The organism is Pseudoalteromonas sp. H71, assembly GCF_001468485.1.
Taxonomy (GTDB): Bacteria; Pseudomonadota; Gammaproteobacteria; order Enterobacterales; family Alteromonadaceae; genus Pseudoalteromonas.
The window spans coordinates 145,024-164,433 of record NZ_LODI01000001.1 but is presented as its reverse complement, the minus strand read 5'-3'; the positions used below and the strand labels follow the sequence as shown (position 1 = coordinate 164,433).

Genomic DNA, 19,410 nt, shown 5'->3' with positions numbered 1-19,410 from the left:
ATATTCCTCGCAGGCATAAGCCTAGGTTAATTACAGAGGTAATTGTTGTAAGTCGTTGAGCGGTAAATTAGTTGCAATGGTTTTTAGTGCAATTCCGCTAGGTAAAATAAGTTCAGGCGCAAGTTCAAGCAACGGATACACAACAAACTCGCGCTCATTCAAGCCATAATGGGGCACAGTCAAGCGTGCGGTATTAATAATTTTATTGCCAAACAAAAGGGTATCTATGTCTAGCGTTCGTGGACCCCAACGTTCTGCTTTTCTTACACGGCCATGCTTAAGTTCTATTTCTTGAGTTAAATCAAGTAGCTGCTCTGGTTCAAGGTGGGTATTAATACAGGCAACAGCGTTAATATAGTCTGGCTGGTCTTGTGGCCCCATGGGCTTACTTGCGTAATAATGAGACACGCTTACAAGCTCGCTATGCGGCAGATTTTTAAGTGCCGCAACCGCATTATCAAGCTGCTTTTTAGGTGAGTTTAAGTTTGCACCTAATCCTAAATAAACACAGTTCATGTTATTACTCTGCTGGCTTTCTTGGTGCGCGGCGACGAGAACGTTTACGCGGTTTTGGACCACCTTGATGACCTAAGTTTTTAACCATGTCTTTTTGACCGTTAATATCTTGGCTAAGGTATTGAGTCCACCACTGTGCAAGTTCTTCATGCTCAGTTTCACCCGCATCAACGCGCAACAATAAAAAGTCGTAAGCGGCTTTAAAGCGTGGTTGTTGCGTTAACCTGTATGCACGTTGGCCTGCACGTTTATCTAGGCGATGCTGAATGTGCCAAATATCGCGAGCACCCAGTGTAAAGCGTTTTGGTACCGCTATATGTTGGGCGCTTTCGCTGAGTACTTTATTCATTGCTTGTGCAAAGGCATCGTACTCGCTAAGTTTTTCTTCTGCTTGAAGCTTTTTGGTTATTGCTAAAAGCGGGAACCACAGTAGCGCGGCAAAAATAAATGCAGGTGTTACTTTTTTATCAGCGTTTATGCGTTTGTCGGTATTTTGAAACATTTGCTGAACAAAGGTATGCTCTAGCCCATTAGGGTTAGCTTCTAAAATTTTATCAAGCGCAGGAAATAATGCACGGAAAAGTCCGTATTGGCGAAGCATTAAAAAGTTAGCTTCGGCCTTACCGTTTAAAAACAGTTTTAGCACTTCTTCAAACAAACGCGCCGGCGGAATATTATCAAGTAAGCTGGCAAGCTCGCTAATCGGTTTTTCGCTATTAGGCGCAATGCTCATATCAAGCTTTGTTGCAAATCGTACAGCGCGTAACATACGCACTGGATCTTCACGGTATCGTGTTTCGGGATCGCCAATAAGCTCAATTTGTTTTGCTTTAATAGCGGCCAAACCATTGGCGTAATCGTGAATGCTAAAGTCGTTAATTGAGTAATACAAAGCATTAATTGAAAAATCGCGGCGCTCGGCATCTTCTTCAATGCTACCAAATACGTTGTCGCGTAATAATTGCCCTTCAGTACTTGATTGGCTTATTTGGTTTTTAGACTCAGGCGCTTCGTGATGGCCACGCATGGTTGCCACTTCAATAATTTCTCGGCCAAAAACAATGTGCGCTAAACGAAAGCGGCGACCAATTAATCGGCAGTTCCTAAATAGCTTTTTAACTTGGTCGGGTGTTGCGTTAGTGACTACATCAAAGTCTTTAGGTTGTTGGCCTAACAATATATCGCGAATACAACCACCAACCAGGTAGGCATCGTAGCCACCGTCTTTTAATCGGTATAACACTTTGATTGCATTTGGGCTAAATTGTTTACGAGAAATACCATGCTCACCGCGTGTGATTACTAGTGGTTCGCTGCTTACAGAGGCATTTTCAGCACTCGTATTTGGGCCGATTATCTGTCGGCAAAATTGAAAAAGCTTGGAAATAATAATCCGTCTCCTAGAAGGTGTTGATTGGCATGTCATCGCAATCAAAAACAACCGCAAATAGTGGTATTAAACCCCAATACTTACTGTCTTACTTAAATAGCATATATTTAGGCGGCTATCATATACCAGCAGGGTTTAAAAATTAAGTTGATGTGTTGAAATTAAGCTGTTTTTCGCGATTTTATTTACACAGTTTAGTAAATTAGTTGACTTGAGTTGTTTGCTACTGAGAAATTTGTATTTCAGCAACTTTAGGTACTTGCTTTAACTCAAAGGTATTTACACCCCATTCAACTAGCTGCTCGGTGGTTAAATCCATTAAATCAGCATGAGTTGGCAAGCCTAAAAATTCAAAGGTACTTATTAATGTGGGTTTTGGCTCTATTTTACTAATTGCAGGGGCGTAGTTTTGTTTAGATAGTTTAAAGCCCGGCTTGGCAACGGCTAAAGGTAAGTGGGCAAACTCAGGGATAGGATGATTGAGCTGCTTAAATAAACTGATTTGTCGTGCTGTGGGTTCTATTAAATCGGCGCCTCTAACAATGCGATTTATGCCTTGATCAATATCGTCAACAACAACCACTAATTGGTAGGCAAATAAGCCATCACTTCGTTTTATTATGTAATCTTCGTGGGCCAGCTCACTACAAACACTGATATCACCTTGAATCAGATCGTTAAAATATGTGGTTGCATGGCATTGTGTTAAACGAAGTGCGCCTGAATCGGTTGAGTGCCCAAGATTTTTACACTGGCCTTGATAAATTCCACCCAATGCTTTTATTTCTTTTCGGCTACATTGGCAGGCATAAACACATTTTTGATTTTCAAGTGAGCTGACGACGTCTTGGTATAAATCGAGCCGTTTGGTTTGATAAACAACCGGTTCATCCCAGTGGAGGCAATAGGCTTGTAAGGTATTTAGGATATCGGTGTCGGCATCTTTTACCACTCGAGTGGTGTCTATATCTTCGATACGGACGAGCCAAGACCCTTTATTTGATTTTGCATCAAGGTAGCTGCCTACAGCCGCAACAAGTGAGCCAAAATGAAGAGGCCCAGAAGGAGACGGTGCAAAACGACCGCGATAGTTGCGCATAGGCGCAGTAACGGCTGCAGGTGACATGCTAATTAATGAGGTTAATTAGCCGCGTCCAGCTTGTTTTTCTTTAATTTCTGCAAGTGTTTTACAGTCTACGCATAAATCAGCAGTTGGTCGCGCTTCTAAGCGGCGAATACCAATTTCGATTCCACAAGACTCACAAAAGCCAAAATCATCTTCTTTAATTAAAATAATTGTTTTTTCAATTTTTTTAATTAATTTGCGTTCGCGGTCACGAGTGCGAAGTTCTAAAGAGAACTCTTCTTCTTGTGCAGCGCGGTCAACTGGGTCAGGAAAGTTAGCAGCTTCGTCTTGCATATGCGACTTTGTACGATCAACTTCGTTACGTAAATCGTTACGCCAAGTTTCTAAAATCGTTTTGAAATGAGCACGTTGTGCTTCATTCATATACTCTTCGCCTGGTTTTTCTTGGTATGGTTCTAAACCGGCTTGAGCCAATAAACCATGTTTCTTTTGGTCTGGCATAACTCTCTCCTAAATCCTTAATTTAATGCCTCAGCATTAGCCGGCGGTATAAATAACAGAAACTTATACCCTAGGCAAATTTATTTTTAATTATACGAATTAGCTTCAACCATGCTTTGCGAGTAAAAAGTGCGTTAATGATGGTGCTTAATTAACTAACTTACTGGTTTGTAAAACTTGCCTTTACATATGGGCAAAATTTTAAAAAACAAGGCTAACTCTGGAACTGATTTTTATTGCATCAATCATTTTCATCGCGTTGTTTGTTCTAATTACCTGATGTAATTGTTTGGTTATACATTACTGTATAAATGCTATTTTTTTATGAAGCACCACTTCATTCTCACAAATGAGTGCTTTATACACTACTACTTCAACACCGCTAGCAATGGCTTTTTGTAAAAGTTGTGCGTATTTTTCATCGATATGCGCTGCTGCGCTCACTGCATTTATACCTTCATGTAAAACAGCGAACAGTAGTACGGCGCGATGGCCTTGTTCGACCACTTCAATGAGCTCGCGAAGGTGTTTTTGTCCACGTAATGTTTGTGCATCAGGAAAATAGCCTTGGCCGCTATGCGGTTCATCTTGGCTTAGCAAGGTGACTGATTTAACTTCAACGTAGCAGTTTTTAGTATTTGGGCTTGTGAGTAAAAAGTCGATGCGACTGTTTTCACTGCCATATTTAACTTCACTTTGAAGTTGCTCATAGCCAGTTAGTTCATTAATTACATTATGATTAATTGCTTCTTCTACCACCTTATTAGCGACCGCTGTATTAACACATATAAGGTGCCCTAAATCATTTTGGGTCAGCTCTAATGAATGTGGATACTTTCGTTTTACGTTATCGCTTGTTGAATAAAAAGCAGTAAAGCCTGGCTCAGCGCAGCCTGTCATTTTTCCAGTGTTAGCACAATGCGCGGTAAACTCAGCGCCATCACCGAGTTTTAAATCAGCCAAAAACCGCTTGTAGCGTTTAATTAATGTGGCCGATTGCAATGCTGGTGTGTACTTCATGGTATGTCCAATGTGGTTAATAGTGTGATGAGTGTTATTTATCTCAAGCTGTTGGGAACTTAGGCGCACTATAGTAAACTCAACAGCACATTTAAGTGCAAGGATATTCTAACATGAGTGAAAAATTTGTTGTTCAACTAAGCGAACACGCAGCACCGAGTCATTGGGGCGAAAGCGCAACGTTGTCATTTAACGAACGTGGTGCAACCGTTCATTTATCTGAGCAAGAAACATTAAAAAATGTTCAAAAAGCAGCGCGTACTATTGCCAATCAAGGCGTTAAATACGTTGAACTTGCGGGCGATACATGGTGCACAGAAAGCCAATGGGCTTTTTATCAAGGTTTTGTCACACCTAAACTATTAAACGGTGTTGAGTTTGTTGATAACGCACAATCTGATCTGCAAGAACTTGCGCATTTAAAAAGCTCAGCAACGTGGGCGCGTGAAATGGTTAACGGCACTGCAGACGATATTTACCCTGAAAGCCTTGCAGAAAAAGCCGCTGAGTTTATTCAATCACTGGCCCCTGAGCACGTAAGCTACCAAATAATTAAAGGCGATGCGTTATTAGAGCAACAATGGATTGGTATTCATGCTGTTGGTCGTGGGAGTGTTCGCCCACCGGTATTGTTAGAGCTTGATTACAACCCTACAGGCGACGATAACGCACCAGTCAGTGCAGCCCTTGTGGGTAAAGGTATTACGTTTGATTCGGGCGGTTATTCAATTAAGTCAAGCGAAGGCATGCTAGGGATGAAGTGTGATATGGGCGGTGCTGCAACAGTAACAGCTGGTTTAGCACTTGCTATTAATCGTGGTATTGAAAAGCGTATTAAATTATTTTTATGCTGTGCTGAGAACTTAATTTCTGGCCACGCTTACAAATTAGGCGACATTCTTACTTACAAAAATGGCACAACCGTTGAAATTGTAAACACCGATGCAGAAGGGCGTTTAGTGCTTGCCGATGGTCTAATGGCTGCCGGCGAAACGGGCGCACCTTTAATTATTGACGCAGCAACATTAACAGGTGCAGCGTTGGTTGCTGTTGGCCAAGAATACAATGCGCTGTTTGCACTTGATAAAGAGCTGGCACGCGAAGTTGAAGGCTTTGCTTCTCAAGAAATGGAAGCCGCTTGGCCATTACCACTTGAAAAGTGGCACCAACAAAACTGTCCATCACCTTATGCTGACACGGCTAATAGCCGCGCACAAAAAGGTGGCGGCTATGGCGGTGCATCAAATGCTGCTGGCTTCTTCTTTGTACCAAACGATGGCAAAGGTTGGGTACACATTGACTTAGCGGCTGCATTTAATATGGGTAGCACAAGCCAGTGGGCTGCCGGCGCAACAACACAGGGTATGCGTACAGTTGCTCGTACGTTGCTTGAAAAAGCGTAACGCTAAAAAATACGTTATTCAGAGAAATTAGGCACCGTTTGGTGCCTTTTTTGATCCACAAGCAAGCAATTTTATTTAATTTACGGTAAAATCCCTCGCCAATACCTGTTTGAGTGACTAATTTGGTTTTACTCTAAACTACACTCAAATATTATATCCACCACTGGGGTTTCTAACTATGTCAGATAAGTGCTATATCACAGCTCAACAGTTACTTGAAGATTCATTCCGCGTAGCGGCACAAGTATACAAAGACGGCTTTCGTCCTGATTTTATTATAGGTATTTGGCGAGGTGGTGCACCGATTGGTATTGCGGTTCAAGAATATTACGATTACAAAGGCATTGAAACTGACCATATTGCAGTGCGTACATCGTCTTATTACGGTATTGGCCAACAATCAAAAGAAATTAAAGTACATGGTTTACATTACATTGTAGAAAACGCCAATGCGGGTGATTCACTGCTTATTGTTGACGATGTATTTGACTCAGGACGCAGTATTGTTGCACTAAAAGAAAAGCTTTCAGAGCTAATGCGCTTAAACTTACCGCGCGATATTCGAATTGCTTGTCCATACTACAAACCAAAAAATTCAAAAGTAGATACCGTACCTGACTACTACATTCATGAGTCGGAAGAGTGGTTAGTATTCCCGCATGAGTTATCGGGTTTAACACCGGATGAAATTATTGAAGGTAAATCTGACTTAGTAAAAATTCACGACATTTTACTAGAAGACTAATACACCTAGCACATTAAATATACATTTAGCCTTATGAACTGATTATTCGTTTTTAGGGCAATAAAAAAGGCCTTAATTGGCCTTTTTTATTGCGTGTTTAAAGCTGCGCAAAGCTATCTACATATTCACTAAGCATTGGAATATCGACCGCTTGTAAACCTGTTGTGCTTCTTTGCACTAAGCCCTTTTCGACTAATTCTGTCACAACACGCCTGTAAGCTCGCTCAGTGGTTGCAAAGCGTTCAGCCTCAGCGTTAACAGTTGGGTAGGCTCTAAGCAGTGTAGGGTTGTTGTTCTCGGCTCTCAGTAAGCAGTCTTTGGCTATGTTATAGCTAAGTGGCAGTAATAACTTATCTAAGTTGATTTTTTGGTTTTCTTGAAACTTAGCAGCAATCGTTTGTGCCGTGTATAAGCTAAGCTCTGGTTTTTCGAGCAATAATGCACGCCAGTGTCTTAATTCAATCAGGTTGTAAGTTACATCGCTAAAGCAGGTTACCGTATAAATACACGGATTGTTGTTGAGCGCTTCTATTTCGCCTATCAGGGTATTATTACAATCGAGTTGTCCTAGCAGCAGGCGTCGTCCGTTTCCTACGTCATAACTAAATGACACAGTGCCGCTGCGCACAAGCACAAGCTTGCTTAAAGGCTGATCTTGATGGATCAGCACTTCTTTTTTTGATTGTTGATAACTACTACCGGCAAAGGTGAGTAACTGTTCAACAAGATAACTAGAAAAATGGTATTGAAACATCAATATGCTCTTCGGACATTTGTCCTATTTATTATGTTTTAATGACGGTAGCATTAACACATTAAGAATTTACGCTAACTTGCTACTAATACTTTTAGCTTTGCTATGGGTATTATTTTACCTTCATTTCCCGTGTAATGATTTAAGAATTTGTTGGTTTTTTTGCCGGCAAACTTTTTCAGGTTTTTAAGCAAGTTAGCTTTTTATTTACGTATGTCACTTCGCTTAATTATTAATATAAGAGAGCTACTCTCTTACTAGCCAATTATTTTCAAACTCTAAATAACGCTCATAATTAAGCAAAGTGCTATTACTTTGCAATACTTACAACTGTAATAATGTAGCATTAGTATAATGCTAACCCAAAGGTTAGGAGAGAACAATTGAGTTGGGAATATTTAGGCTATATTGCGTCAGCTTTATTGGTTGCATCACTCACTATGACCGATGTAGTAAAGCTTCGTTGGTACAACATGTTAGGGTGTATTGTGTTTACGGCTTATGGCGTAGCTATTGGTGCTGTTCCTGTTGTTTTTACCAACGCGCTACTGGCATTGGTTAACTTGTATCACATTGTAAAATTATATCGCCAGCCAAAAGTTGATCAGCCAGAGGCACAGCAGCCAAAAAGCTAAATGACATGGTTTGTATTAAAAAAGGGTTAACTTGCGTTAACCCTTTTTTTGTTTATTTAGCTGCGCTCTCTTTGTTATCGAATCGCTTCATACCGGCAATCCATGTTTGTAGTACTTGAGTTTTGTAAATATCTTCAACGGGTACTTTAAAATAATCTTTATCCACTAAAATAAAGTCGGCCCATTTACCTTGTTCTAGGCTTCCTATTTTAAACTCTTGATGCGCCGCATAAGCACCGCCCAGTGTAAATGCACGTAGTGCATCTTCGCGGCTTAATATTTCGCTTGGACGCCAGCCGTTTTCAGGCAGTTTGTTATGATCCATTCGCGTTATTGCTGAATATAAACCATCAAATGGATTTGCAAGCTCTACAGGGTAATCAGAGCCCGCAGCAACCACTGAACCTTGTTGTAAAAATGTTTGCCATGCGTACGCAAAGCTAAGTTGCTTTTCAGTTAGGCGTTGCTCTGCCATATGCATGTCAGATGTTGCATGCACAGGTTGCATAGATGGAATAATTTTTAGTGCTTTAAATCGAGGTATATCGTCTGGCGTTACTATTTGTGCGTGCTCAATTCGGTTGCGCAGCAAAATACCGCCTGTTTTTTTAAACACATTTTCGTAAGCGTCTAAAACCACACGATTGGCTTTGTCACCAATGGCATGGGTGTTGGCGGTAAAGCCATTTTTAAAGCTTTGCGTAAATAAAGCTTCGAGTTTCTCTTGGGTTTCAAGCATTAACCCATGATGGCCAGCACGGTCGGCATAATCTTCAATAAGCGCTGCGCCACGCGAGCCTAATGCACCATCGGCATATACTTTTACACTACGAATTTCCATAAAGTCGTAGTTATCGTGATATGGCCCGGCTTTTAGCATAGCCGGTAAGTCTGGGCTAGCACCGCTTAGCATTGCCACAATACGTAAAGGTAAATTGCCTTGTTCACCGCGCTCTTTGTACACTTCCCATGTGGCTTTATCTATCCCTGCATCGTGAGTAGAGGTAATACCTAAACTTAATAAATGCTTACCTGCGGCATCGAGTGAGTTGCTAATATCTTGTTTTGAAGGGGCTGGCAAGTGCTGAACAATTAACGATTCAGCTTTATCAACAAAAATACCGGTAGGGTTACCAAATTCATCTTTAACTACCTCACCGCCTTTTGGCGATTTTGTGTCGGCGTTAATGCCTGCAAGTTCAAGCGCTTTTGAGTTAACCCAAATTGCATGGCTATCAACACGAGATAGAACAACCGGACGATCGCTTACCACTTTGTCTAAATCTTTAGCGCTAGGGAAACGTGTATCTGGCCATAACTCTTGGTTCCAGCCACGGCCGATGATCCAACCTTGTTTGCCTTGCGCAAATTGCTTTAATTTATTTGTAACGTCATCAACCGACTTCGCACCGCGTACATCTAACTGCGATAAGTTATCGCCTAGCCCAATAACATGGCCATGGGCATCAATTAAGCCGGGTAGTAATGTGTTGCCTTTCGCGTCTATTAGCTTGGCATCTGGAAAGCTTTCTTTGAGTGTGTCGCCGCCTACTTTAACAACCTTGCCATCTTTTATAACCAAAGTGCTAAATTGTTGAAGCTCGCCTTTTTGCATTTTGCCTTTATGAAGCGGAGTATAACCATTGGCATTATAAATAACTTTGGTTTGCGCAATCGCAAAGCTAGATCCTGCACAGAGACTGGCAAGTATAAGTGGTTTAAGTAATTTTTTGAGTAACATAGTGCACTGATTTGTTATTTTTAGTGCAATAACACTAGCAAACTCTTTTTTAGAATACCAATAGGATGCGATAAGCTCGTAAAATAGACAGTTAAAGCTAAGCTAGCTGCTTAGCTATTAAATTAATTGCCTAAAACGTTAGGTTAAAAAGGTTAATTAAATTTGTGCTACTTGCTGGCATATAAATGGTATTCGCTCAGTGTTAGCCGGCCGTCTTTATCTTGGTCGTAACTTACAAATTTAGACCACAAGGCTGGGTCTATTGAGGCTTCAGAGCGAGTTAAAAATCCGTCTTTATTTCTGTCTATTTTTTTAAATTGGTTATTAATGCTGTCACTGATGGCAAAACTTGATGCGCTAAATACCAGTAGAGCGCATAAAATAAAAAAGTGTATGGGATTCATTAAAGTACTCAGTAAAGATTGTTAGTAAGGTAATTTTTAAATTCAATTAATGAAATTTGTTTATCTTGATTTTTATCCCACATTATAAACGTGCTAAGTAACTGGGGCTGGCGTTCTAGTTCGTTATGAGTAAGGTAACCGTTTTTATCAGTATCGAGGTGATCAAAGCGCTGTTTTACATCAAGTGCAGAAGCATTAAAACTTAAAAGCAACGCTATGGTGGTTACAAAGTAACGTATCTTCATGGTAGTCCTTCCAAAAGGTTAATTAAGTTGTATTGAATAATGAGGTATTACGCTTAATTAGATAAAGCACTTGCCATAATTTAACTCCCAACATTAAATCCTTTTACACATTCCCTCAGGGATTATGGCAAATGCTTTAGTACACTTTACAAGTTAAAAGCTTAAGCAAAACTTAATCTGTTATGGCTTAAAGTTTTCAAACTCTGCTTTAGAGATCATCTCGTCGTTGTCTTCGTCTAAATCGGTAAACTGTCTAAGTAGCTCTTTATCTTGCCTAGCTTCAACAAACGAGATACTTCCGTCCATGTTTGTATCTAAGTGTGCAAATCGCACGGCCGAAGGAGAAGCTAATACCGTTGCACTGATAGCTAAAAATAATAATAAAAAAGCAGCAATAAGTTGTTTCATAATTTCATTCCTTTTGAAGTTAATTTATTGAATAAATTTTCTGAATTCATTTAGCGACAACTGACCATTTTGGTCTGTGTCTATTTGTGCAAAGTTTTCCTTAAGCACGGCGTCCATTTTTGCCTCGGCTTCGCTTAACAGGCCGTTTCTGTCCTTATCTAGTTCATTAAACGTAGCGTCAACGTCCATAGCGTATGCGCCTGTATTCACAAAACCCAACGCAAGTAATGTTGAAAAAACCAAAGTGTTAATGTTCATGTGTATTTCCCTATTAAATTTATTTATTACACCCATTACAAAAAGGGTGCCAAATTTTATTTTTATTTACTTTCAATGAGTTGTGTTTTTTAGTTTGGGTTTGTAGGTAAAAATTACACTGACTGTGTGTAATTTTGTGTAAATACAGCAACAGGGTTGAAGGTATTTTTTGTGATCTTAGTTAAATCAATCAGTTGTGCTGTTGCTGTTTAGCAACATTATGGCGATTTAAAATGAATATGGTTCAGCATGTGTATAGGCGGTATTGATAATAATAGGCGAGTTATTTACTTACAGAGTTTACTGCAATGGCTGCAACGTTTGCTAAACATTACAATGCAATGCTTAATTGGCGCCCTAATTTAATAGGGCAGTTTGCTTTAAGCATGCTGCTGTCGTTATTGCCACTCTCTATTGTGGTTATTGTTTTTTTAAATGCGTTAAATAAACAGCTAGCAACCACCCAGCAAATTGTGAGTAACCATTACCAGCTCACAAAATCGTTCGCTAATTTAAAGCAAGACCTTAATAGCCTTGAACGCGCAACAAGGCAAAATTGGGTGTTAAAAAGTGATGCGCTCAACACCCTCATTGTTGATAAATGGCAATCGTCTGTGCAGAGCATAAATGAACTCAAATACATTAATGCAAACCCAGACTACATAAACCAATGGACACAGCTTTTAACTATTTTGCAAACAGCACAACACCAGCTCGTTGAGAAAAAACAGCAAAAAGCAGCGCTCTTTTTACCCATAAGCGAGTCAATTACAGAGCTCACAGTGTGGCTCAAAAATAAAAACGAAGCGCAAATAACCCATAACCAAAACGAGCTAGCCAGCCTACAAGCGTCGTTTATAAATTGGCTAGTGGCACTTATTCCTCTTACTTTATTGGTTGGCGGCGGCTTTTTATGGCGTATAAGTTTGCGCTTAAAAGGGCTTACTAGGGTTATTGATAAGCTCGGGCAGGGGGATTGGCAGCAAAAGATAGCAGTAAAAGGCTCGTCAGAGTTAGTCGAACTCGGAGAAAAACTACAGTGGGTACAAACTCAGCTGTATATGCTTGAGCAACAAAAGGATACGTTTTTACGCCACGTAACACACGAACTTAAAACACCACTTGCCTCTATGGTTGAAGGAACCGATTTACTCACCGATGAAATTGTTGGCCCTATTAATAACGAACAAAAAGCGGTGCTTTCCCTTATAACTCAATCTACGGTGCGCCTTCGCATGATGATAGATAGCCTACTCAGTTATAACGCTATTAGAGCAACAATAAACAGCTCAAGCGAGGTTAATATTAATCATTTAATTAAAAAAATTAATGGTCATTTTGAGCATCGTCTAACGGCTCGAAAGCAACTTATTCAGTGGCAAAACTCTGTTTCAAGCACTGTCCTTGCGCTTCCTAATGAACTAATAGAAATGATGCTAATTCAGTTAATTTCAAATAGCTTAAAATTTTCTGATGATAACCAAGGTGTGATTGTAAATTTAAAATGCGAGCAACATCAGCTGTGTTTGGAGGTGGCCGATAATGGCTGTGGCATTAAAGAGCACGAAATAAAGCATATTTTTAGTGCGTTTTATCAAGGTAAACATGAGCAAAGTATTACCTTACAAGGCAGTGGTTTGGGCCTAACAATAGTAAAAGAGACGGTTGAGCAGCTACAAGGCACATTAAGTGTTGAGAAAAATAAACCACACGGTTGCCGTTTTTTAATAAAAATACCAATCAGTAAAAATTTAGGAGTTAATTAACAATGCGCATACTCACTATTTTATGTGTGCTTGCAGGTAGCCTAATTGTATCGGGTTGTGAGCTTAATGATGGCACGCAAGCGCTGGGCGATACTAAAATATCAAATACTAAAAATGTATCTCCTAGCCCCAAGCCAATGCCTAAATTAGCCCCTGTTTACCCCTCCGCTGAGCGGGTTATAGCGCTGCATGCAAATCAATGCGGCGGTTTTACATTGCCACCAACAAAGCGGTCATTTAAAGGTGAAAATGAGCTAAAAGCATTTTTTAAATTTATGTGCTTAAACGTAAGTACCGACCCAAATACAGTAATGACCAAGTTACTTAAACTCGACCTAGCCTATTTTTGGCCTGATGATATAAAACAGTATTTATGGCTGCAAAAACAGCAAATCACCTTACAAATAAACGCGCAAAAAGAGCAGCAAGCACTTAATAACCAAATGCAGAAAACCCTGTCGTCGCTAGCAGATATAGAGCAGCAGCTATTACTTCGCGAAGACACTAAGGAGCAGTAACCATGACCAGAAATAGCCCGCACCAAGCAAAAGTGTTATTAGTTGACGACGATGCAAGTTTATTAAAGTTACTTGCTATTCGTATTGAATCAAAAGGCTATCAAGTAACAACTTGTGAAAGTGGCTTAGCAGCACTACAAATTTTAAAAAGCCACGTGTTTGATGCCGTCATTACGGACTTACGAATGGATGAAATGGACGGCATGGCGCTGCATCGTCAACTGCAAAGTCGATACCCTGCATTACCAGTAATTATGATGACGGCGCATGGCTCTATTCCTGATGCGGTTGAAGCCACCAAACAAGGTATTTTTGCTTTTATTACTAAACCGGTCGATAAAGACGAGCTATTCGATAGCCTTGCAAATGCAATAGACATTCACGGTGTAAATACCGATGAAGCCCCATCAAAAAGTAATATAGTAACGCGCAGTGGTGCCATGTTGCACTTGCTTGAACAAGTTAAGTTACTTGGGCCTACTCAAGTTAATGTGCTTATTTCGGGGGCCAGTGGAACGGGAAAGGAGTTACTAGCGCAAGCTATTCACCAGCATAGCCAAGTTAGTAACGGGCCCTTTGTAGCTATAAATTGTGGTGCTGTACCAGGGGAACTTTTAGAGTCTGAATTATTTGGCCACAAAAAAGGAGCGTTTACTGGTGCTGTAAAAGATCACCAAGGTTTATTTCAGCAAGCGCAGGGCGGTACATTATTTTTAGATGAAATTGGCGATATGCCCCTTAACTTACAAGTAAAGCTACTGCGTGTGCTACAAGAAAAAACCATTCGCCCAGTGGGTTTTCAAGAAGAGATCCCAATTGATGTGCGTATTGTATCGGCAACTCACAAAAACTTGCCCGAAGCCATTAAAAACCAACAGTTTAGAGAAGATTTATACTACCGCCTAAATGTGGTTAATTTAAAATTACCACCACTGTGTGAACGCCGTGAAGATATAAGCCTCTTGGCCCAATACTTTAGCGCAAGTATCGCTAAACGCATGAACCAAAATGAAAAACACTTTGCCAATGATGCCATGCACGCATTGGTACGTTATGATTGGCCAGGAAATATTCGTCAGTTACAAAACGTTGTTGAACAAGTGGTAGCCTTAACACCGGGCGAGGTTATTTCAGCGCATTTAGTGTTAGCCGCACTCGATAGTAACGAAAAAAGCGTAGAGCCACTCTCATTAAACGACGCTAAAAAAGAATTTGAACGTGATTACGTTATTAATACGCTAAAAATGGCCGGCGGCAACGTAGCAGAAGGCGCCAAACTTGCTAAGCGTAATCGTTCAGACTTTTATAAACTCATTAAAAAACACAATATTGATGTTGAGAGTTTGGCGTAAAAAACATTAAAGGAATCTTCATGCAGTTATTTATGGTGTATTTAGGCGGGCGAATTCAAGGTTGCCACATAGAAATGCACGACATTCGGTTTGTGGTTGGGCAAAACATAGAGCAAACCTACACCAAATTAAAAAGCCAATGGGTTGGCGATAAAAACAGCGTACACATGGATAGTTTTATGGCTGTTAATAATATTGATGGCTACAAAGTAGAAGTGGTAGACGGTTATGTTGAACAAAATAAGCAGCTTTATTTTGTAAATTTAGGCGCTTACAGAAGCGACTCAATGGCGGAGCAACACGACTTTGCATTGTATGTAGCAAGCAGCCGTGAAGAGGCAAAACAGCGCGCTAAACACGATTTGCTCGCAGGCCTGAGCCATATACATAAAGACGACTTACACGACGTAGACGATTGCTTTGCAATAGACTTGCTCGACAGTCAATTAACAATAAAGCTTACCCCAAGCGGGCTTTCTCAGCCTATAAAACCGGATTGGTTTGGTTACCATGTTTTATAAGTAAGTAACCTGAACTTTGAATAATAAAGCTATCTCACGCTGCTATTTTTCTTGCTCGTTTTGTTCATCTTTTTCACTGTTCGATGCCAGCTTAAAGGCTACAATAACCAAGCCAAACATAGCGAACGGCAGAGCTGCTAACATGTATTCAACCATGTTGCTGTCTTGAAAATTAGCTTGCAATAAAAAGTGACCCGCTACACACATAACAATAACGACCAACAAAATTGGCAGCAGCATAAGTTCTTTTTTTGATGAATGATTTTTCATTGAATAATTGCTTAAACAAAAAATGATGCGCTATTGTAATGAGCTTACATATGCTTGGCAAACAGCAGCGCTTTTAATGATATGATTGCTATAAATGAAGTTTGTAAATCAGTGTGGAAACAACGTGAAAAGTAGCTTAAAAAACGTTTACCTAGTTGGCGGGGCAGTACGCGACAAACTGCTAAACATTGCATCAAAAGATAACGATTATGTGGTTATTGGCGAAACGCCAAGTACCATGGAATCGCTTGGTTTTTTACCAATAGGTAGCGACTTTCCTGTTTATTTACACCCCAAAACAAAAGAAGAGTACGCATTAGGGCGTACCGAGCGAAAAAGCGGTAAAGGCTATACTGGCTTTGTTGTAGACGCCAGCCCTAGCGTAACACTCGAAGAAGACTTAGCAAGGCGCGACTTAACCATAAACTCTATGGCGCTTGACGAAAACGGTAAAATTATTGACCCCTTTAATGGGCAACACGATTTACAAAATAAAATACTGCGCCACACCACACACGCATTTGTAGAAGATCCGGTACGCGTGTTACGCATTGCGCGATTTTTAGCACGTTATGGCAGTGATTGGCAAATCCACCCAAGTACCTATGCGTTAATGCGAGAGCTTAAAAATAAAGGTGAGCTTAACCATTTAGTGCCCGAACGGGTATGGCTAGAAACCGAAAAAGCGCTTGGCGAAAAGTACCCCGAGCTTTATTTTCAAGCATTAGATGGGCTGGGCATTTTTCCAGAAATTGAACAAATGAAAAATGTACCACAACCTGCCAATCATCACCCTGAAGGCGATGTATTTGTGCATACAATGTTGGTGCTTAGGCGTGCGGCCGACTTAAATTTTAATTTAGAAACCCGCTTTGCTGCGCTTACACACGATTTTGGTAAAGCCCTTAGCTATAAAATACGCGGCAATTTACGCGGTCATGAACGCGAAGGTGTAGCGGTAGTAGAGTCATTTTGTAATCGTTTAAAAGTGCCTAATCGCTTTCGTGATATTGGCATGCTTACCAGCGATAACCACACTTTATGCCATACGATTGATCAGCTTAGGCCGCAAACTATTCATAAATTAATTGTCACTAATTTAAATGGGTTGGTGCACCCTGAGCGCTTTTTAGCCTTTACCCAAGCCTGCCAATGTGATGCGCAAGGGCGCGGGGAAACACTGGTTAATAAGCCTTACCCGCAGGCAATTAAGTTGCGCGCCATTCATAGTAAATTACAGCAAATGGATAAAAAGCACATAGTGCAACAGGCACTTAAAAGTGGCAAAAAAGGCCCAGCAATAGGCGAAGCGGTAAAGCTGGCAGAAATAAACTGTATTAAAGCGTTTTTAAGCGGTGAGCCAAGTACAGCAAATTAATTTGTGTAGATTAAATTAAGTACCGCGATATGCCTTGCACCTCAAGGCGCGGTACTTTTTAAAGGTCGTTTACTTGCGTGTGCTGTGGTTTAGTTGCCTCAGGCTCAGCATTTTTATCTGATTTATATAAACTAAAAATAAAGTCGAGCTCTTCTCGTTCAAGTGATGGGGTCACGGCAAATCCTACTGCTTAATGTGTTAATATAGCCCCAGAGTATGTGAACGCGACTGAATTAAAAGTGAATAGTTACAAAGAAAGGTGACTGTTTATTTCCTCACTGTTTATTAGCGCATTACTTTTTTGTTCAATATTACTGAACTCTACCATTTTAGGGCACTTTTACATTTAGAATATTTAAATGCGATATAACTATTTGTTTACATGCGCTTACTAGCTGGCTACATTAGATTGATTGTAATATTTGGACATGTGCCGGCTTATAAAGCGGCATATGTCGAATACAAAGTTGTTAGGCATATATTCAGTTGAGGTGTTTGGTTCTAGAGGAAGTTCACAATTTTAAATCGTAAAACACTTATTTTCTTTGTCGTTCTGATTACTAGTTTTGCTAGTAAATTGTATGCTGAAACAATCTCTGTATCACACTGTAAATATATTACGGGAAAAGAAGATATACTCTTCTTAAATGTCCCTATTAAAGAAGATATTGATGCAATATTTTACTGTCCTACTTCTGAAAAGAAAAAATTAACTCTTCACAATGTTGCACTAGTCGTATCTGCTCCGATCAAAACCCCACGCGGGAACTGTCAAATTACAAAGTATGCCTTAGGAAAAGAGGATTCAACTGATAAATATCTTTGGTCATCTGTAATTGGTAATGCTTGCCCTCGAATAAATGAAAATGAATATGTGTCACTGTATTACCTTCCTAGTGAATATAATAAAGATCTGTTTTTTGATAATTTAACGAACTTCATATCAAAATTAAACGCCAATGAATTTGAATTAATTAACCGAATTCCATTTTACTCTTTATGGTTTTGTTCGGACTGTAAGGAGTTTATAAATGCAGTTCCTAATTCAAAGTTTGTTGTTAATAGCGTAGGTTCAAGTATTAACGATCCATTTAGTATTTTTGTATCATCTAAAGAAAGCCCACATATCCGTTGGATATTACATCTTTCTGTTGAAAATACGGGTTTATTTATAAACAATATTGTAAAGTATGTTGAGTATTAAATATGCCTAAAAAGCTAATAAATAAGGAAAAAAAACAGTTGGTTGTTTTCGTTCCTGAACATTTTAGCCAACAATTTTTTGCCCATTATTAGGGCGTAAAATTAATAGAGAGTCTATGTCTGTTATCCGTAGTTCAGTTTTTCAAATTATTTTTAAATCGATATTTTTACTACTATTTAACTTTATCGGATTCTTTCTGATTTACGCAGGTGCTCTTTTATTAGTTAGTGAGAACAATATTTCGTTATCGCTAATTGAACAACTCTTGGCGCTAATTCTAGCTTTGTTTACAACATCTACTTTTGCTTGGTGGATGGTAACCAGTTTTCGTCAATACGAAATCAAAATAGACAGTAAATTAATCTTACTCAAAGGGTTATCGGGCTGGAAAAAAATTGATGAAACTATTTTACTTTCCGATATTGATGGTGCTGAGATAGTAACCGACTTAGCTCTATTTAAGGGAGAAAAGCTGGTGGTGAAACTTTCAATGGTTTCTATAGCATTTGAAAAAGATTCTCTTAACAAAAATATAAAAAATTGTCTTTGAATTGAAATAACAAAAATATAAAGAGTAATTTAACAAAGGCTAAATATCAGCGGGCTGTTCGCCTCGCTTCATTTTAGCCAACCATTTTAAGCCAATTTTACATATAAAAATTAGGAAATACTATGGTTCGCCAATCACGTAAATTTAGAATATTTGCTGCAATAATTACCATCCCATTATTTGCGGTGTTTTTATTTGGGTACAGTTTTATTATCTTTATGTATGCTGATGGGTTAAGCAACATTAAGCACTACTTGTTACTTGGTTTAGGTTTTATTGGTATTCTCTTGTGGGCAAAAATGTCCGTGAATATGATTAAAGACATAAGATTGATAAAGGTGTAATAACAAGGAAGGTATGCGTTCAATTCAATTTTTAGGTTTATTGACATCAATAGTGTCATTTTTGTGTTTGTTTTGGGCCTTAGCTCCGCTTTCGCCTGACAGTAGCGCTTCAGCAGAAGGTGCTATTGGCTTGTTTTTAATGTTTTTTGTAGCGCCACTTTTTGGTTTTTCAGCCTTGTTGTTAATTCCTTCATCTATCGCACTATTTAATACCAAGTTAAGAAAGAGTACTTATTTTTATGGTAAGTTTTGGTATGGTGTTTGGGGCCTTAATGGTTTGATATCTGTAGGGTATGTATTTGTAATTTTATATATTGGTTATATTTACTTAACTTTAAAAGTCAGTAACTAGCACTGGTATTAAACTTCAGAGCATAACGTTTATGTTTTTATGCCCGTT

The 19,410-nt window shown here is 39.5% G+C and carries 23 protein-coding genes; 11 read left to right on the top strand and 12 right to left on the bottom strand.

Features of this window, described 5'->3' with window-relative positions:
- Window positions 1–30: 30 nt before the first annotated feature.
- From folK to sfsA, 5 genes are all read right to left on the bottom strand, one after another.
- Window positions 31–516, bottom strand: coding sequence for a 2-amino-4-hydroxy-6-hydroxymethyldihydropteridine diphosphokinase (gene folK, locus ATS71_RS00770; RefSeq protein WP_058403095.1), 486 nt, complete (start codon window positions 514–516; stop codon window positions 31–33).
- Window positions 517–520: 4 nt separating this feature from the next.
- Window positions 521–1,942 (bottom strand): polynucleotide adenylyltransferase PcnB, encoded by a 1,422-nt coding sequence (pcnB, locus tag ATS71_RS00765; RefSeq protein WP_201020852.1) that lies wholly within the window; start codon window positions 1,940–1,942, stop codon window positions 521–523.
- 187 nt (window positions 1,943–2,129) lie between these two features.
- Complete coding sequence (gene gluQRS / locus ATS71_RS00760; RefSeq protein WP_058403094.1) at window positions 2,130–3,032, bottom strand: tRNA glutamyl-Q(34) synthetase GluQRS; 903 nt, start codon at window positions 3,030–3,032, stop codon at window positions 2,130–2,132.
- A gap of 18 nt (window positions 3,033–3,050) precedes the next feature.
- A complete protein-coding gene (dksA, locus tag ATS71_RS00755; protein ID WP_006791878.1) occupies window positions 3,051–3,494 on the bottom strand; it encodes an RNA polymerase-binding protein DksA in 444 nt (147 codons plus the stop codon).
- Between the two features lie 300 nt (window positions 3,495–3,794).
- On the bottom strand, window positions 3,795–4,514 hold the full coding sequence (sfsA, locus tag ATS71_RS00750) for a DNA/RNA nuclease SfsA (RefSeq protein ID WP_058403093.1): 720 nt from the start codon (window positions 4,512–4,514) through the stop codon (window positions 3,795–3,797).
- 113 nt (window positions 4,515–4,627) lie between these two features.
- Here sfsA and pepB point away from each other — a divergent pair, with 113 nt between their 5' ends.
- On the top strand, window positions 4,628–5,917 hold the full coding sequence (pepB, locus tag ATS71_RS00745; protein WP_058403092.1) for an aminopeptidase PepB: 1,290 nt from the start codon (window positions 4,628–4,630) through the stop codon (window positions 5,915–5,917).
- A 178-nt stretch (window positions 5,918–6,095) separates the two neighbouring features.
- The gene (locus tag ATS71_RS00740; protein WP_006791881.1) at window positions 6,096–6,662 is read left to right on the top strand and encodes a phosphoribosyltransferase; all 567 of its coding nucleotides are present in this window, start codon (window positions 6,096–6,098) and stop codon (window positions 6,660–6,662) included.
- A gap of 97 nt (window positions 6,663–6,759) precedes the next feature.
- Here ATS71_RS00740 and ATS71_RS00735 read toward each other — a convergent pair whose 3' ends face one another.
- Window positions 6,760–7,416 carry a Crp/Fnr family transcriptional regulator gene (locus ATS71_RS00735; RefSeq protein WP_008130963.1) on the bottom strand — a complete coding sequence of 219 codons (657 nt, stop codon included), beginning with the start codon at window positions 7,414–7,416 and terminating at the stop codon, window positions 6,760–6,762.
- A 383-nt stretch (window positions 7,417–7,799) separates the two neighbouring features.
- On the opposite strand from ATS71_RS00735, the gene ATS71_RS00730 reads away from it, so the two are divergent.
- Complete coding sequence (locus ATS71_RS00730) at window positions 7,800–8,051, top strand: YgjV family protein (protein WP_058403091.1); 252 nt, start codon at window positions 7,800–7,802, stop codon at window positions 8,049–8,051.
- A gap of 52 nt (window positions 8,052–8,103) precedes the next feature.
- Here the strand turns inward: ATS71_RS00730 and ATS71_RS00725 are convergent, their stop codons facing one another.
- The 5 genes from ATS71_RS00725 to ATS71_RS00705 all read right to left on the bottom strand — a co-directional run bounded on the left by ATS71_RS00725 (window position 8,104) and on the right by ATS71_RS00705 (window position 11,107).
- Window positions 8,104–9,792 (bottom strand): amidohydrolase, encoded by a 1,689-nt coding sequence (locus tag ATS71_RS00725; RefSeq protein WP_058403090.1) that lies wholly within the window; start codon window positions 9,790–9,792, stop codon window positions 8,104–8,106.
- Between the two features lie 167 nt (window positions 9,793–9,959).
- The gene (locus tag ATS71_RS00720; protein ID WP_058403089.1) at window positions 9,960–10,196 is read right to left on the bottom strand and encodes a calcium-binding protein; all 237 of its coding nucleotides are present in this window, start codon (window positions 10,194–10,196) and stop codon (window positions 9,960–9,962) included.
- A gap of 8 nt (window positions 10,197–10,204) precedes the next feature.
- A complete protein-coding gene (locus ATS71_RS00715; protein WP_058403088.1) occupies window positions 10,205–10,441 on the bottom strand; it encodes an EF-hand domain-containing protein in 237 nt (78 codons plus the stop codon).
- A 180-nt stretch (window positions 10,442–10,621) separates the two neighbouring features.
- Window positions 10,622–10,849, bottom strand: a complete 228-nt coding sequence (locus ATS71_RS00710) for a hypothetical protein (RefSeq protein WP_058403087.1) — start codon at window positions 10,847–10,849, stop codon at window positions 10,622–10,624.
- A gap of 24 nt (window positions 10,850–10,873) precedes the next feature.
- Window positions 10,874–11,107: an EF-hand domain-containing protein gene (locus tag ATS71_RS00705; RefSeq protein WP_058403086.1), complete on the bottom strand. Its 234-nt coding sequence runs from the start codon at window positions 11,105–11,107 to the stop codon at window positions 10,874–10,876.
- Window positions 11,108–11,415: 308 nt separating this feature from the next.
- Here ATS71_RS00705 and ATS71_RS00700 point away from each other — a divergent pair, with 308 nt between their 5' ends.
- From ATS71_RS00700 to ATS71_RS00685, 4 genes are read left to right on the top strand one after another with little or no spacing between them, the layout of a single operon-like run.
- Window positions 11,416–12,873 carry a sensor histidine kinase gene (locus ATS71_RS00700; RefSeq protein ID WP_058403085.1) on the top strand — a complete coding sequence of 486 codons (1,458 nt, stop codon included), beginning with the start codon at window positions 11,416–11,418 and terminating at the stop codon, window positions 12,871–12,873.
- 2 nt (window positions 12,874–12,875) lie between these two features.
- Window positions 12,876–13,391 (top strand): hypothetical protein, encoded by a 516-nt coding sequence (locus ATS71_RS00695; RefSeq protein WP_058403084.1) that lies wholly within the window; start codon window positions 12,876–12,878, stop codon window positions 13,389–13,391.
- Between the two features lie 2 nt (window positions 13,392–13,393).
- On the top strand, window positions 13,394–14,743 hold the full coding sequence (locus tag ATS71_RS00690) for a sigma 54-interacting transcriptional regulator (RefSeq protein WP_058403083.1): 1,350 nt from the start codon (window positions 13,394–13,396) through the stop codon (window positions 14,741–14,743).
- 20 nt (window positions 14,744–14,763) lie between these two features.
- Window positions 14,764–15,264, top strand: coding sequence for a DUF1543 domain-containing protein (locus ATS71_RS00685; protein WP_058403082.1), 501 nt, complete (start codon window positions 14,764–14,766; stop codon window positions 15,262–15,264).
- A gap of 42 nt (window positions 15,265–15,306) precedes the next feature.
- On the opposite strand, the gene ATS71_RS00680 is transcribed toward ATS71_RS00685, so the two are convergent.
- The gene (locus ATS71_RS00680; RefSeq protein ID WP_058403081.1) at window positions 15,307–15,534 is read right to left on the bottom strand and encodes a hypothetical protein; all 228 of its coding nucleotides are present in this window, start codon (window positions 15,532–15,534) and stop codon (window positions 15,307–15,309) included.
- 124 nt (window positions 15,535–15,658) lie between these two features.
- Between ATS71_RS00680 and ATS71_RS00675 the strand changes: the two genes are divergently transcribed.
- The 4 genes from ATS71_RS00675 to ATS71_RS00655 all read left to right on the top strand — a co-directional run bounded on the left by ATS71_RS00675 (window position 15,659) and on the right by ATS71_RS00655 (window position 19,362).
- Window positions 15,659–16,912, top strand: a complete 1,254-nt coding sequence (locus ATS71_RS00675; protein ID WP_058403080.1) for a multifunctional CCA addition/repair protein — start codon at window positions 15,659–15,661, stop codon at window positions 16,910–16,912.
- A 577-nt stretch (window positions 16,913–17,489) separates the two neighbouring features.
- Window positions 17,490–18,116 (top strand): hypothetical protein, encoded by a 627-nt coding sequence (locus ATS71_RS00670; protein WP_058403079.1) that lies wholly within the window; start codon window positions 17,490–17,492, stop codon window positions 18,114–18,116.
- A gap of 115 nt (window positions 18,117–18,231) precedes the next feature.
- Entirely contained in the window at window positions 18,232–18,666 is a 435-nt protein-coding gene (locus ATS71_RS00665; RefSeq protein ID WP_058403078.1) for a hypothetical protein, read from the top strand.
- A gap of 357 nt (window positions 18,667–19,023) precedes the next feature.
- Window positions 19,024–19,362, top strand: coding sequence for a hypothetical protein (locus ATS71_RS00655; RefSeq protein WP_058403076.1), 339 nt, complete (start codon window positions 19,024–19,026; stop codon window positions 19,360–19,362).
- Window positions 19,363–19,410: the final 48 nt, after the last annotated feature.